The organism is Pseudodesulfovibrio nedwellii, from assembly GCF_027923765.1.
Classification (GTDB): domain Bacteria; phylum Desulfobacterota; class Desulfovibrionia; order Desulfovibrionales; family Desulfovibrionaceae; genus Pseudodesulfovibrio; species Pseudodesulfovibrio nedwellii.
On sequence record NZ_AP026709.1, the window covers coordinates 42,141 to 55,275 of the forward strand.

Sequence of the window (13,135 nt, forward strand, 5' to 3'; positions counted from 1 at the left end):
ATTAAATCAGTGCCAAAAACGCCTTCCGCAGCCAACTAAGCTAAAGCGTGAGGGTGGTTCGGAGCGGAAAAGACGGCTCCGTCGCAGAAAGTGACATAGTATGAGGGGAGGCTGGTGCCTCCCCTCGTAAACTCAATTTTTCAAAGAACTATTTGCGCAGACCAAGGCGACTAATAAGGTCGCGGTAGCGCTGAATGTCTTTGTTAGTCAGGTATTTCAGCAGCTTTCTGCGCTGACCAACCATCTTGAGCAGACCGGTCCGGGAGTGGTGGTCTTTTTTGTGGGCCTTGAAGTGATCGGCCAGGTATTTGATGCGTGCGGTCAGCAGCGCAACCTGAACCTCGGGGGATCCGGTGTCACCTTCACAGGTCTTGTACTCGTCAATAATCTTTTGCTTTTCTTCAGCAGTCATAACCACAGCGCTATCCTCCTAATTTGAGGGTTGATGTATACTTTGCTGTTTGTTCAGTCTTGAAGTGTTCAGTCTTGGTTCCAAAGTCCTCGAAGAATTGACCACTTGGGTTTATTGTCCTGGAGTTTTGCCTCAACAAGTGCCAGCGGAGTATCGTCGGTGTCGAGCAACATGGCTCTATCACCAAGTTCCCCGGCCAGCAGTTCGCCCGGTTGATCATTGACCGGTAGCCAGGCCCCGTTTTTTACGAGTCCTGCCAACGGTTCGGTCAATTGATACCGAGACCAGTGAGGTAGAGTGTCCTTTAAAGGGGTCACTCTGTCCGGAAATGAATCCGGATTTTCCAGAACGTCTTCAAGGTCAAGGGCTTGATCGAGCCGGAAAGGCTCGCTCGATTCCCGGACCAGGCTGATCAGTGTCGCGCCGCACCCCATTCGTGTCCCCAAGCTGTGGACCAGGGAACGTATATAAGTACCGGCGGAGCAACTGACCCTGAATGATGCTTCAGGCATCTGAACGTCTAGCGCTTCCACATGAGAAATAACAATGGGCTTAATTTTGACCGGTGTTTCCTTACCCTCACGGGCTAGGGCATACAACGGCTTACCCTTGTGTTTGGCAGCCGAATAGGCAGGAACTTCCTGCTCTGTCAACTCTTTCCAATATAAAATTTCGCGTTTGACGTCTTCGACAGTGACGTCAACAGGTGTTTCTTTGGTTACTTCCCCTTGAATATCAAGGGTATCAGTGGTTATTCCGAGTCGAAATGTGCCGGAATATGTTTTGGTTCCGCCACTGAGGTACGGAGCAAGCTTGGTGCCGTGTCCGAGAAGAACCAGAAGTACTCCTTGGGCCATGGGATCAAGTGTTCCGCCATGACCAATTTTGTACTGCTTGAGTTGATGTTTGATATCATTCAAGCAGCCGGTCGAAGTAGGGCCGGATGGTTTATTTAAAATCAGCAGTCCATCACGTTGTTCGGGGCTTCTTTTTTTTTGTCTACGACCCATTTATTTGATCCTCAGAGATTCGCCAATAGCGGAAATAAGCATGGCTTTGGCTTGGGCGAGTGGCGCTGTGATGGTGCCGCCGGATGCATTTTTGTGTCCACCGCCACCGAATTGGGCAGCGACTTCCTGAACGTTGTCTTCGCCATAGGAGCGCAGAGAAAATTTGTAGGTGTTCACGTCTTCTTCTCGAAAGGTGACGGCGACTCGTACGGTTTTGAGTCGGCGGAGGAAATTGATGATGTTTTCAGTATCCGCAGAAGTAGTGCCTGTCCGCTTGAACATTTCTTTTGTGATAACGGTTGTCGCGACCAGTTTGTCGTCGGTCAGCTCTACGTTATTCATGGCCTCGGTCCACAAGCGCATTCTGTTTTCAGACCATTGTTTGGTTATGTCCATATTCATGCGGGCGATATTGAGTCCGTCACGAAGCATATTGGCCGCAAGTTCCAGAGATTCCGGCGTAGTAGAGCCATAGGTGAAGAACCCGGTGTCGGTGGCTACAGCCAGATAAATATTTTCGGCCAGAGGACCGGTCAATGGGACATTCAATTCTTGGGCGAGCAGGGCAACCATGGACCCGGCGGCAGGCTGGGTGTGGTCAACCCAGTTTTCAACACCGAATTTGTCATTGCCGAGATGGTGATCGATATTGATGAAATTGGTATCTTCGGAGCGTGCGGATAACATGTTACCCATGCGTTCTTTGGCTCCGCAGTCCAAAACAATGGTCCAATTGGGCATTGTTTTGGGCAGGGTGTCCTGAATGGGGGCAGGCGGAGTGGCGAAGCTATATTGTTTCGGCAGACCGGATTGGTTGAACAGCGAGAATTTTTTCCCGAGTGCCGTGAGTATGTGCCCCATAGCGCAGAGGGAACCAATCGCATCCCCGTCAGGATTGTAATGCGAAGCGATCAGGAAGTCGTCCTGATCCCGAATGATGTCGCTAATCTTATGCACTGGGTTTTCCATAGACAACATCCTCAAGAAAGTCGTCAAAGACAAATCGGAGTTCCGGGATGAATTGCAGTTTGAGATTGCGGCCTAATCGGGAACGCAAAAAACCGGAGGCCTTTTCCAGACCGGTCTGGACTTCCTTTCGATGGTCGGCGTCACCGGAGACGGTGTAGAAAATTTCGGCAATGCGCAGGTTGGCGTTCATCCGAACACCGGACAGGGTGACCAGTTGCAACCGGGGATCGGCTGCTTCTTCCACCAACAGGGTACCTACTTCGCGCATAATCTGGTCGCCCATGCGGACGGCTCTGCGAGAGCTTGATGCCTTCATTGTGTATATCCTTAATCAGAGTCAGAAAAAATTTCAGTGTTGCACCGGATCAATTCCGCCGGTGAGATGGCTTCGATCATTGAGAGCGCCTTGGCAAGTCGGCTTTCGACTCGTTCTGTGGCGTTGGCTGTTGTGACAACTCCCAGTACCAGCTTGTCGTGGACGTCCATGGCCTCAATCTCTGCAACAGAGACATTGAACTTGTTGCGCAATTTTTGTTTCAGACTCACTGCCACTTTGCGTTTCCCTTTGAGGGAATGGTTGCCGTGCAATCTGAATTCGAGGTGTAAGATGCCTATTATCATACTTGCCCCCCCGAATAAATAAATACGGGCGGCCTATTATGCAATAGGCCGCCCGAAGTTTTATATCGATTATGCTAGTCGATGGTACGAGCGACTTCTTTGGTTTCGAAGGCTTCGATGGCATCGCCGACTTTGATGTCGTTGAATTTCTCGAGGCCGATACCGCATTCGTAGCCCTTGGCAACTTCGCGAACATCGTCCTTTTCGCGGCGCAGGGAAGAAACCTGGCCGGTGTAGATGACAACACCGTCGCGGAGCAGGCGAACCTGAGCGCCGCGGGTGATCTTGCCGTCCGGGATGTAGCAACCGGCGATGAGACCGATCTTCGGTACGCTGAAGGTCTGGCGAACTTCCGCCTGACCCAAGTATACTTCTTCGATGTCCGGTGTGAGCATGCCGCTCATAGCGTCTTTCACTTCTTGCACCAACTTGTAGATGATGTCGTAGAAGCGGACTTCAACGCCTTCGTGCTCGGCAATTTCCTTGACCTTCAGATTCGGACGAACGTTGAAGCCGAGAATAATGGCTTCGGACGCACCGGCCAGAAGGATGTCGGATTCAGTGATGGCACCGGCACCGCCGTGGACGACGTCGATCTTGATTTCGTCGGTGGAGAGCTTGTTCAGCGCTTCGGTGACGGCTTCCAATGAACCCTGAACGTCTGCCTTGAGCACGAGGTTCAAAGTCTGACTTTCGTCGTTGGGCTTGCTTGCCAGGAAGGATTCCAAGGTAACCTTGGACTTGGAGGAGAGAATCTTCTCACGTTTCTTCATGGCACGGGAGTTGGCGATGCGGCGGGCGACTTTCTCGTCTGCCACAACAAATAACTCGTCACCGGCTTCGGGCAGGCCGTCAAAGCCTTGGATTTCTATAGGCATGGCCGGTCCGGCGCTTTTGAGTTTCTTGCCTTGATCGTTGAACATGGCCCGGACTTTACCAAAGTGGACACCTGACACAAAGCTGTCGCCCTGATTGATGGTACCTTCGGAGATGAGCATGGTGCCCATGGGACCGCGGCCCTTGTCCAGACGCGCTTCGACAATATGACCGCGAGCGGGTTTGTCCGGGTTGGCCTTGAGTTCCAGAACTTCTGCCTGGAGCAGGACCATCTCGAGCAATTCGTCGAGGCCTTCTTTTTTCTTTGCGGAAACATGAGCGAAAATGGTCTCACCACCCCAGTCTTCAGGGGAGAGGCCCTGTTCGGCCAATTCACGCTTGACGTTATCGGGGTTCGCGCCTTCTTTATCCATCTTGTTGACGGCAACCACGATGGGAACGCCAGCCGCTTTGGAGTGGCTGATGGCCTCACGGGTTTGATCCATGACGCCATCGTCGGCAGCAACAACCAAGATGACGATATCCGTCATTTGTGCGCCACGCATACGCATGGTGGTAAAGGCTTCGTGACCGGGGGTATCAAGGAATACGACTTCGCCGCGAGCTGTATTGACGTGGTATGCGCCGATATGCTGCGTGATGCCGCCAGCCTCGCCGTCAGTCACATGGGACAGACGGATGGCATCCAGCAGTGAGGTCTTACCATGGTCAACGTGACCCATGATGGTAACCACAGGGGGACGCGGTTTGAGATCTTCGTCTTTATCAGCCTCGGTGGGAACAAGGAATTCCTGTTCGTCAAAGGAGACGTTTTCCACTTCGTAACCGAATTCGCTTGCAAGCAGAGTTGCAGTGTCCAGATCAAGGGATTGGTTGATCGTGGCCATGACACCCATTGTGAACAATGCCTTAATGAGGTCCTGAGCCTTGATGCCCATCTGATGAGCCATATCCGCAAGACGGATGGTCTCATCGAATTTGATCTTGCGCTTTGCTGCCTTCATGGGCTGCGCCTGAACCTGCTCGTGCTGAGGAGTTTGGTTCTTACGGCCTTTTTTCTTACGGCCTTTGCGTCCCTGAGGGAAGCCATCGTTGAAGTTTTTGTTGCTACGATCGTTACCGCCAGCACCAAATTCTACGACACGACGTTTCTTACCCTGCTTTTTCTTGCTACGACCATCAGGCAGTGCAGGATTCGGAGCAGGTGCGGTACCGGGACGACCGCCACCAGGACGAGCGCCAGCTGGGCGACCACCACCAGGACGATTATCGGGACGACCGCCACCTGGGCGACCTGCACCAGGACGACCTGCACCAGGACGACCGCCACCTGGGCGACCTCCACCGGGACGACCACCACCAGGACGACCGCCGGGACGACGTTCAGGCTGGGCCATTTTGGCAGCCGCACGAGCCTGGACTTCCGCCTCGGTGGGCATGGAAATGATCTTAACTTTAGGAGCTTCTGGCTCTCTTTTCTTTTTCTTTTTCTTTTTGGGTTCCGCTTTGGCCGCAACCTCATCCTTTGCCGTTTTTTCGGCAGGGGCTTTCTTTTCCGCTTTTTTTGGCTTTTCAGCTTTTTGAGCGGGCTTAGCTTTTTCTACAGGCTCGGCGGGGGCTTCTTCCTTGGCTTCAGCTTTGGGAGCAGCTTCGGTTTTTTCAGGCACGGGTTCGGGGGCGGCCTCTTCAACCACTGCTTCCGGAACCGGGGTTTCTACAACCTCGGCCTTGATCTCCTCAGGCTTTTCCTCCACGGCAGGCTTAATCACCTTGACCTGGGGGGCAGCCTTTTTGGGAGCCTTCTTTTTGGCAGGTTTTTTTTCTGCCTTGGGTTCTTTGGCTTCCTTTACAGGTGCGGCTTCTTCCTTCACAGGAGTTTCTGCCACTTCCTCGACGGGAGTCTCCACCACTTCCTCGACCGTATCCTCGATCGGGGTTGCGGCTTCTTCTTCCTTGGGAGCCTTGGATTTATTGCGTCTGCGTCGAATAATGACACCAGAGTCGCTCACACGACGGACTTCGCGCTTGCCGGAACCGCCTTTCTTCATTTCCGCCTTGAGGCGGTCCACATCTTCGTCTTCCACGACAGTCTTTTGGCTTTTGGCCTGGACGCCGATTTCACGAAGTTGCTGAATGATCTCCTTGTTGCTGAGTTTGAGCTCAACAGCCAAGTCTTCTACCCGAACCTTTGCCGTCATCTAATTACCCCTTTTGCGTTTCTTCATCAGGCCCATGATTACTTTTGGGAATAGTTCCCTGCATCGGGTCTGACCGCATACGTAAATTCCGCGTCCGGGCATTGTGTGCCCCGGATCAAGTACCGGACCGTTGTCAGTCGGTTCGCTTGTTGCTTCCGGACAGACGTACCGCGTCAATTCTCGCTTGGAGAACCGTTCGCGACAGACAGCGCACATTCTGACAGGATCGTGTTTATGCCCTGTGTGGTTCATGCGTTGTCCGTGCCCCAGTGTTATTTCGTCTCCTCGCCTTCGGCGGGAGTTTCTGATTCTTCAGTTTCTGTAGCTTCTTCAGCATTGTTTTCTTCAATCTCAGCGTCAGCTTCAATCTCAGCGTCAGCTTCAATTTCAATTTCAGCTTCCATAACTTCTTCAGTCATTTCTGCTTCGGCTGCATTTGCTTCTTCTTCAGCCAATTCTTCGAAGATACCAGGAGCAAGCATGTTGATAGCTACACGGATGTCACCAATTTTGCTTTCGGTCATGCCTTTGATGTAGAGCAGGTCTTCATCAGTGGCCTTGACGATGGATTCGATAGTTTCGAAGCCTGCGCCAAAGAAGTTTTCCATGCCGATTTCAGCAACAGCTGCGATTTGGTCCATGCCCTTACGTGCGGCGTTCATTTCGCCGTAGCGGGATTCGGTGAAGATGTCGATCTTCCAGCCCAGAAGTTTGGCGGCCAGCTTGACGTTTTGCCCTTTGCGGCCAATGGCCAAGGTGAGCTGATCGTCGGGACAGACCACTTCCAATGCTTCCTCTTCATCGTCCACGGTGATGCGGGTGATGACGGCTGGAGACAGTGCGTGCTGAGCGTACATGGCGATGTCCGGACTCCAGACAACGATGTCGATGCGTTCTCCCTTGAGTTCCTGCACCACATTCTGAATACGGGAGCCACGGATACCGACGCAGGCGCCGACCGGATCAACGTCACGGTCGCGTGACATGACAGCCACCTTGGCGCGTAGGCCGGGATCGCGGGATACGCCCATGATCTTGACGGTGCTGTCTGCTACTTCGGGAACCTCGCGCTTGAACAGTTCGATCATGTAGTCCGGATGGGACCTGGACACGACGACCTGAGGGCCACGGGATTCTTTCAATACATCTATGATATACGCCTGGACGCGATCTCCGCGTTTGTAGCGTTCTCTGGGAATTTGTTCGTCTTTGGGCAACAGAGCTTCGGTTCGTCCGAGGTTGATAATCCAACCTGTACGGTCGCGGCGTTGAATGATGCCGCTGGCGATTTCGGAGACGCGGTCTCTGTATTCTTCAAAAATGATTTCCTGTTCAGCATCTCGCATACGCTGGATGATGACTTGCTTGGCGCTTTGCGCCGCAATGCGGCCAAGGTCTTCGATCTTGAGAGGGAATCCCATCTCGTCATCCAACTGGGCCTTGGGGTCGTGGTCTATGGCATCGTCCAGCGAAATTTCACTGATAGGGTCGTGCACATCGTCCACAACCACCTTGAATTCAAAGACCTCGATTTCGCCGAGTTCTTCATTGAAGGCTACTTCGATGTCCATGGTCTCGCCATACTTGCGGGCCACAGCAGAACGGACGGCCTCCTCAAGAGTGTCGATCAACAGGTCGCGGTCAATGCCCCTGTCTTTGCTTATCTGGTCGATGGCTTTTTTCAGCTCCGACATGATCTAACCTCCGCTTGTGCCGAAATGGTCCGAATCCTTTCGGCGGATAGTGCACTTACAACTAAAATTTGTGTATCAGTTTGGCTTTCTTGATGGAAATCCATATGAAATCCAAGATCTCGTCATCGACATTCATGGTGATAGTTTTGTCTTTCACTCCAGCTAGTGTGCCTTTGAACTTGCGCCTGTCACCGTGAGCTTCAAACAGGGTGACTTGGATTTCTTTGCCGATATAATTGATCATTTGGTCCGGCGAGAAAAATGGGCGTTCCAGTCCAGGCGAGGACACTTCCAGTGTGAAAGCTCCGGGAATGACGTCTTCGACTTCGAGCATCAAACCAACCTGACGGCTGACATGAGCACATTGGTCGATATGTACGCCATCAGGGCCGTCGATGTATATGCGAACAACACGTTTTTTGCCGGACGCAGGAGAAGACAGTCCCCAGAACTGGTAGCCGAGGTTCTCCACCTCTGGCCGGATGATGTCCGACAGCATTTCTTCGAAAGTCTGACGCATTGTATCAATACTCCATGCAAACCGCATAAGCGGCGAAAAACAAATAAAAAAGGTGAGCCCGAGCTCACCTGCGCGAACCCCGCAAGGTTGTTAGAAACCAGCCTTGCGAAAGGCATTGGAGCGGGTGACGGGGGTCGAACCCGCTACTTTCAGCTTGGGAAGCTGACACTCTACCAATTGAGTTACACCCGCTTGGAAACGAGCCTATTTATACATATATAGAACCGTTGTCAACAAGCTTGACCCCTTGGTAAATACCGTCAGTCGTCAGTCTCTACCAATTTGGCATGCATAGTGCAAATCCCTCGCTGAACAGGAGGATCGCTCTATGCGAAATAGTACATACAGTGCATTATTCGGCGCTTTATCCAATGAAATGAGGATGTCATCCATCGCCAATAATTTGGCGAACGTGAATACGTCGGCTTTCAAAAAAGACACGATGGCCTTCCATGACACCTTTACTCGCTTTGCGCATGACTACCTTATAGATGGTAAAAATCATCTTCGAGGCAAGGATATGTTTCCCAAAGCCAACGTTATGGCTAAACCGCGTCTTTCTGCGCAGCAGACCGATTTCTCTCAGGGGAGCCTTCAAAAGACCGGTAACCAACTTGATTTTGCTTTGTCCGGTGAGGGGTTTTTCAAGGTGCAAAGTGGAAACGGTGATGTCCTGTATACCCGTTCCGGTAATTTCCTGCCCGACTCTACAGGAATTCTTCGCACACAGGATGGCAACACTGTTATGGTGGACGGTGGGCCTTTGACGCTCCCTCCGGGAGCGCAAGTAATCGTTGATTCAGCTGGTAATATTTCCGTTAACGGGAATCCCGCGGGGGCCTTCGATCTCGCGTCTTTTGAGGATTTGACGCAAGTCGAACGTCTTGGGGCGAATTATTACACCGTTGCGGACGGTGTCGGGGAAATTCCTCCCGAAGAGATGTCCGTTCAGCAGGGATTTCTTGAGAAGGGCAATGTGGATGTCGTCACCGAGATGGTAGCCATGATCGAAACACAACGCGCCTTTACCATGTATTCAAAGATGATTCAGACTACCAACGAGGCTGACACGAAATTGATCACTCAGGTTGGACGTCCAACCATATAACTTAGGAGGATTCGGCTATGATGCGTTCTCTTTGGACCTCAGCCACCGGCATGGTTGCCATGCAGACTCACATTGACACGTTGTCAAACAACTTGGCCAACGTGAATACCACCGGGTTCAAAAAGAGCCGGGCGGAGTTCGAGGACCTTATGTACCAGACGCTCCAGATCGCGGGTACCCCAAATGCCACAGGCGGTCGAACACCCGTCGGCATGCAGATAGGCATGGGCGTGCGTCCGGTCACGGTGCACAAGTTTTTTACGCAAGGCGACTTCAAAAATACCGGCAACCCCTTGGATATGGCTATCGAAGGCGACGGTTTTTTCCAAGTGTTGCAGAACGGTGAAGAAGTATATACCCGCGCTGGCTCTTTCAAGCTGGATGATGAAGGGCGTGTCGTTACCGCAGGTGGTTGGCCGTTACAACCTGAATTCACCGTACCGCCGGAAACCGTCAGTGTCGTTATTACCGAGAACGGCAACATGGCCGCTCTGGATAAGGATGGTACGGCATTGTCTGAGAGTGATATCGACATTTATCGTTTCCAGAACCCGGCGGGACTGATTGCTACAGGTCGTAATTTCTATCGTGAAAGTGAAGCTTCTGGTGCGGCTGTATCCGGTACTCCAGGTGACGAAAATTACGGCACTATCGCTCAGGGATTCCTTGAAGGATCCAATGTGGAAATGGTGGATGAAATGGTTGGCCTGATCGTGGGACAGAGAGCCTTTGAAATTAACTCAAAAGCTATCACCACATCTGACAGTATGTTGCAGACCGCCATTAATATCAAACGTTAACGGGTTGTTGAGTAACACCTGTTGCAAGGATGGTTCATGCGTATGTCGAGCAGACAGAATAAAAACACACGGTGGTCAGGGATCATTCGGCAGCTGTTTGTCACTTTGGTGGCAGGAGTTGTTTTGGGATTGCCTGTTTTGACCGTGGCCGCCAATGGTTCGGCATGGCAGGCCATGGTGCGTGATGCGGTCTGTGTTGAGGGACCGAATGTTTTGCTCGGTGAAATTGCTGATCCAGTCAACGATATGGCGCAGAGTCAATGGAAGACCCTTTCAACAATCAAGTTGTGGAAGGCTTCCACCAAACCAGGGCGTCCGGTGACGGTATCCCGGGGCAAGCTGAAAAAAGTACTTCATCATTATATGGGCGATTTGGTGAATAATCTGGTTTTGCCGAGCCAGATGACGGTGCAGACCGGGGGACAGGTTATTAGCGGTGAACAACTCAAGGCACGTGTTGTCGCTTTTTTGACGCCTAGGACTAAGGATTTGGGCGGCGAAGTTGATTTTAAGAATTTTCAAATGCCTCGGCAGATATTTTTCCCCAACCAGTATGATTCTTTGTCCATCAGTATGCGTGATGACCTTAAGCCCGGACGGAATCAGATCAAGCTGCACGGCGTGACTCCTGACGGGAAAATCATTTTGCGGAAGAGTTGTGTGGTTTTCGCCAATGTCTGGAAGGCCGTACCTGTGGCGGCTCAGCCGTTGAATCGATTCGAGCGGTTGACCCGTGATAAAGTGTCGTTTCAACGGGTGAATCTGGCATACAAGCGCGATGTATGGGACGGCACAGGTGGTCCATGGCGCATGGCTCGTACCCTTGGTCGGGGACAGCCTTTTACTTTGGCTCATTTGGAGTTGATTCCGCTTATTGAAAAAGGGGAGCACGTTCATCTCATGTACAGAGGCAAGAAGGTGCAGTTGACCGTCAAAGCCGAGGCTCTTGGTGAGGCTGGAATGGGACAGCAGGTTGCGGTCAGGAATTTGCAAAGCAAAAAGACAGTGTTGGCGACCGTGATCAGCGATGACACTGTGCTCGTCAGATAGGCAAGGAGTAGAGTCATGAGGCAATATTTACTAATTATAGTGGCAGGCATCATGCTGATGGCTGGTTGTGCTTCCCGATACGAGGAGCAACCCATGCCCGTCCTGACCCCTCCGGTTTATGAAGAGCAGGATCCGGCTCTTAATCCCGGTTCACTCTATGATACAAATCGGTCCGAATTTCTCTATGACGACAACCGTGCTACCCGCGTTGGTGATATCGTTTTGGTGAGGGTTTCCGAAACCGCCAACACCAAGTTGAAGTCCGAAACCACGGCAGACAAGGAAAACACCATTAATACCGGTGTGACCGCCATGCCGACCACTGGATTGATTGGTGGTATCCCGTTGGCAGGAACTCTTGGGGCCAAAGCTGGTACGAGTATCCAGGCATCCCAGTCTTCCGAGTTCAAGGGGAATGGTGAGACCAAGCAGGAATCGGAATTTGAAGCCATGGTCGCTACCCGCATCGTGCGCAGGTTGCCAGGTAATCTTTTGCAGGTCGAAGGTGCGCGACGTATCCGAGTTAATGCCGAGACGCAGTTTCTCGTCGTTCGGGGCCTTATTCGCCAGCGGGACATTCAGGCAGACAATTCCATTTCGTCTACCAGTTTGGCTGAGGCTCAGATTGAAATTTATGGTCAGGGTGTCTTGGCCGACAAGCAGCGTCCCGGCTGGCTGTCACGTATTTTGGATAACATCTACCCCTTCTAGTGAAGGGGCGTAACAATATTTAAGTAAGAGGTTGAGGAGCGAAAGTCATGAGTTTGAATCAGCAAACGACTCCCATCAATGCCGGTGAAGTGACACGGTCACTGATTCTGGTTGTCCTATTTGGCATTATGCTTGTGTTCGGGGCATCGGTTTTAGTGCCGACCGAGGCTCGGGCTGCCCGTCTGAAGGATATCGCCAGTTTTAGCGGCGTGCGGAATAACGAATTGGTCGGGTACGGCCTGGTTGTCGGTCTGGCCGGAACCGGTGATGGAACCTCATCGTCTTTTACCATGCGTTCCATGGCTAACATGTTGGAAAAGATGGGCGTCGAGGCTGATCCTAACACCTTGAAGCCCAAGAATGTGGCCGCGGTTATGGTAACGGCCAAGATGCCGGTATCTTCAAAGCCTGGTTCCGCCATTGACGTTACAGTCTCTTCACTTGGTGATGCCAAGAGTCTGCTGGGTGGCATCCTCCTTTTGACGCCTCTCAAGGGACTTGATGGACGAGTCTATGCTGTAGGACAGGGAGCTTTGACCATTGGTGGTTTTTCTGTAGGTGGAGAGGCTGCGGATGCTCAGAAGAACATTCCGACTGTGGGACGCATCCCTAATGGTGCTATCGTTGAGCGGGGTGTTCCCTTCCGGTTCAATAATCAGCATTCCATGACTTTGAATCTGACTGTGCGTGATTTTGGCACGACCATGCAGGTGGTTAACAAAATCAATGCCAGCATGGGCGGCGGTTTTGCTTCAGCCACGGATATTTCCACCATCGAACTCGAACTGCCTGATCAGTATCGGGGTAATATGGTTCCCTTGATGGCTTCTCTTGAAAATCTTGATATTTCACCCGATGGCAAGGCTCGTGTGGTCGTGGATGAGAAAACCGGTACAGTCGTGCTCGGTCAGGATGTCCGTCTGAGCAAGGTGGCCGTGGCTCATGGTAATTTGCAGATCGTTGTTTCCGAAACACAGGAAGTGAGTCAGCCTGGACCGTTCTCGGATGGTGTAACAGTGGTTTCTCCTTCTACCGATATTCAGGTGCAGGAGCAGAATAATCAATTGATGCTCATGGAAGGCGCGACATTGCAGGAACTGGTGGATGGTCTGAATTCCATTGGTGCGGCACCGCGTGACCTCATATCCATTATTCGCGCCCTCAAGGTAGCGGGTTCATTGCATGCGGAAGTGGAGGTTATCTAG

General features: G+C 51.9%; 14 protein-coding genes and 1 tRNA gene. 5 read left to right on the top strand and 10 right to left on the bottom strand.

Annotated features, from left to right (window positions below):
• Positions 1–148: 148 nt before the first annotated feature.
• The 10 genes from rpsO to SYK_RS00245 form a co-directional block, all read right to left on the bottom strand.
• Entirely contained in the window at positions 149–418 is a 270-nt protein-coding gene (gene rpsO / locus SYK_RS00200) for a 30S ribosomal protein S15 (protein ID WP_281761615.1), read from the bottom strand.
• A gap of 62 nt (positions 419–480) precedes the next feature.
• The gene (truB, locus tag SYK_RS00205) at positions 481–1,422 is read right to left on the bottom strand and encodes a tRNA pseudouridine(55) synthase TruB (RefSeq protein WP_281761616.1); all 942 of its coding nucleotides are present in this window, start codon (positions 1,420–1,422) and stop codon (positions 481–483) included.
• The gene (locus SYK_RS00210; protein ID WP_281761617.1) at positions 1,423–2,379 is read right to left on the bottom strand and encodes a DHH family phosphoesterase; all 957 of its coding nucleotides are present in this window, start codon (positions 2,377–2,379) and stop codon (positions 1,423–1,425) included.
• The gene (gene rbfA, locus SYK_RS00215; RefSeq protein WP_281761618.1) at positions 2,372–2,707 is read right to left on the bottom strand and encodes a 30S ribosome-binding factor RbfA; all 336 of its coding nucleotides are present in this window, start codon (positions 2,705–2,707) and stop codon (positions 2,372–2,374) included. The genes SYK_RS00210 and rbfA overlap by 8 nt, the downstream gene beginning before the upstream one ends.
• Positions 2,708–2,718: 11 nt before the next feature.
• A complete protein-coding gene (locus tag SYK_RS00220) occupies positions 2,719–3,012 on the bottom strand; it encodes a DUF503 domain-containing protein (protein ID WP_281761619.1) in 294 nt (97 codons plus the stop codon).
• A gap of 74 nt (positions 3,013–3,086) precedes the next feature.
• Entirely contained in the window at positions 3,087–6,047 is a 2,961-nt protein-coding gene (gene infB, locus SYK_RS00225) for a translation initiation factor IF-2 (protein ID WP_281761620.1), read from the bottom strand.
• Entirely contained in the window at positions 6,048–6,299 is a 252-nt protein-coding gene (locus SYK_RS00230; RefSeq protein WP_281761621.1) for a YlxR family protein, read from the bottom strand.
• Between the two features lie 20 nt (positions 6,300–6,319).
• A complete protein-coding gene (gene nusA, locus SYK_RS00235) occupies positions 6,320–7,741 on the bottom strand; it encodes a transcription termination factor NusA (RefSeq protein ID WP_281761622.1) in 1,422 nt (473 codons plus the stop codon).
• A 61-nt stretch (positions 7,742–7,802) separates the two neighbouring features.
• On the bottom strand, positions 7,803–8,261 hold the full coding sequence (gene rimP / locus SYK_RS00240; protein ID WP_281761623.1) for a ribosome maturation factor RimP: 459 nt from the start codon (positions 8,259–8,261) through the stop codon (positions 7,803–7,805).
• A 116-nt stretch (positions 8,262–8,377) separates the two neighbouring features.
• Positions 8,378–8,453, bottom strand: a tRNA-Gly gene (locus SYK_RS00245).
• A 136-nt stretch (positions 8,454–8,589) separates the two neighbouring features.
• On the opposite strand from SYK_RS00245, the gene SYK_RS00250 reads away from it, so the two are divergent.
• The 5 genes from SYK_RS00250 to SYK_RS00270 are packed head-to-tail and all read left to right on the top strand — an operon-like array spanning position 8,590 to position 13,135.
• On the top strand, positions 8,590–9,369 hold the full coding sequence (locus tag SYK_RS00250) for a flagellar hook-basal body protein (protein WP_281761624.1): 780 nt from the start codon (positions 8,590–8,592) through the stop codon (positions 9,367–9,369).
• A 17-nt stretch (positions 9,370–9,386) separates the two neighbouring features.
• Positions 9,387–10,169, top strand: a complete 783-nt coding sequence (flgG, locus tag SYK_RS00255; RefSeq protein ID WP_281761625.1) for a flagellar basal-body rod protein FlgG — start codon at positions 9,387–9,389, stop codon at positions 10,167–10,169.
• A gap of 36 nt (positions 10,170–10,205) precedes the next feature.
• Positions 10,206–11,219 (top strand): flagellar basal body P-ring formation chaperone FlgA, encoded by a 1,014-nt coding sequence (flgA, locus tag SYK_RS00260; RefSeq protein WP_281761626.1) that lies wholly within the window; start codon positions 10,206–10,208, stop codon positions 11,217–11,219.
• A 15-nt stretch (positions 11,220–11,234) separates the two neighbouring features.
• Positions 11,235–11,930, top strand: coding sequence for a flagellar basal body L-ring protein FlgH (locus SYK_RS00265; RefSeq protein ID WP_281761627.1), 696 nt, complete (start codon positions 11,235–11,237; stop codon positions 11,928–11,930).
• Between the two features lie 47 nt (positions 11,931–11,977).
• On the top strand, positions 11,978–13,135 hold the full coding sequence (locus tag SYK_RS00270; protein WP_431194117.1) for a flagellar basal body P-ring protein FlgI: 1,158 nt from the start codon (positions 11,978–11,980) through the stop codon (positions 13,133–13,135).

Bases quoted from the DNA above. Each gene is read 5' to 3' on its own strand.
- flgG (WP_281761625.1), top strand. From the start codon at position 9,387: ATGATGCGTTCTCTTTGGACCTCAGCCACCGGCATGGTTGCCATGCAG.
- SYK_RS00230 (WP_281761621.1), bottom strand. From the start codon at position 6,299: ATGAACCACACAGGGCATAAACACGATCCTGTCAGAATGTGCGCTGTC.
- nusA (WP_281761622.1), bottom strand. From the start codon at position 7,741: ATGTCGGAGCTGAAAAAAGCCATCGACCAGATAAGCAAAGACAGGGGC.
- SYK_RS00265 (WP_281761627.1), top strand. From the start codon at position 11,235: ATGAGGCAATATTTACTAATTATAGTGGCAGGCATCATGCTGATGGCT.
- rbfA (WP_281761618.1), bottom strand. From the start codon at position 2,707: ATGAAGGCATCAAGCTCTCGCAGAGCCGTCCGCATGGGCGACCAGATT.
- SYK_RS00220 (WP_281761619.1), bottom strand. From the start codon at position 3,012: ATGATAATAGGCATCTTACACCTCGAATTCAGATTGCACGGCAACCAT.
- rimP (WP_281761623.1), bottom strand. From the start codon at position 8,261: ATGCGTCAGACTTTCGAAGAAATGCTGTCGGACATCATCCGGCCAGAG.
- SYK_RS00250 (WP_281761624.1), top strand. From the start codon at position 8,590: ATGCGAAATAGTACATACAGTGCATTATTCGGCGCTTTATCCAATGAA.
- flgA (WP_281761626.1), top strand. From the start codon at position 10,206: ATGCGTATGTCGAGCAGACAGAATAAAAACACACGGTGGTCAGGGATC.
- infB (WP_281761620.1), bottom strand. From the start codon at position 6,047: ATGACGGCAAAGGTTCGGGTAGAAGACTTGGCTGTTGAGCTCAAACTC.
- truB (WP_281761616.1), bottom strand. From the start codon at position 1,422: ATGGGTCGTAGACAAAAAAAAAGAAGCCCCGAACAACGTGATGGACTG.
- SYK_RS00270 (WP_431194117.1), top strand. From the start codon at position 11,978: ATGAGTTTGAATCAGCAAACGACTCCCATCAATGCCGGTGAAGTGACA.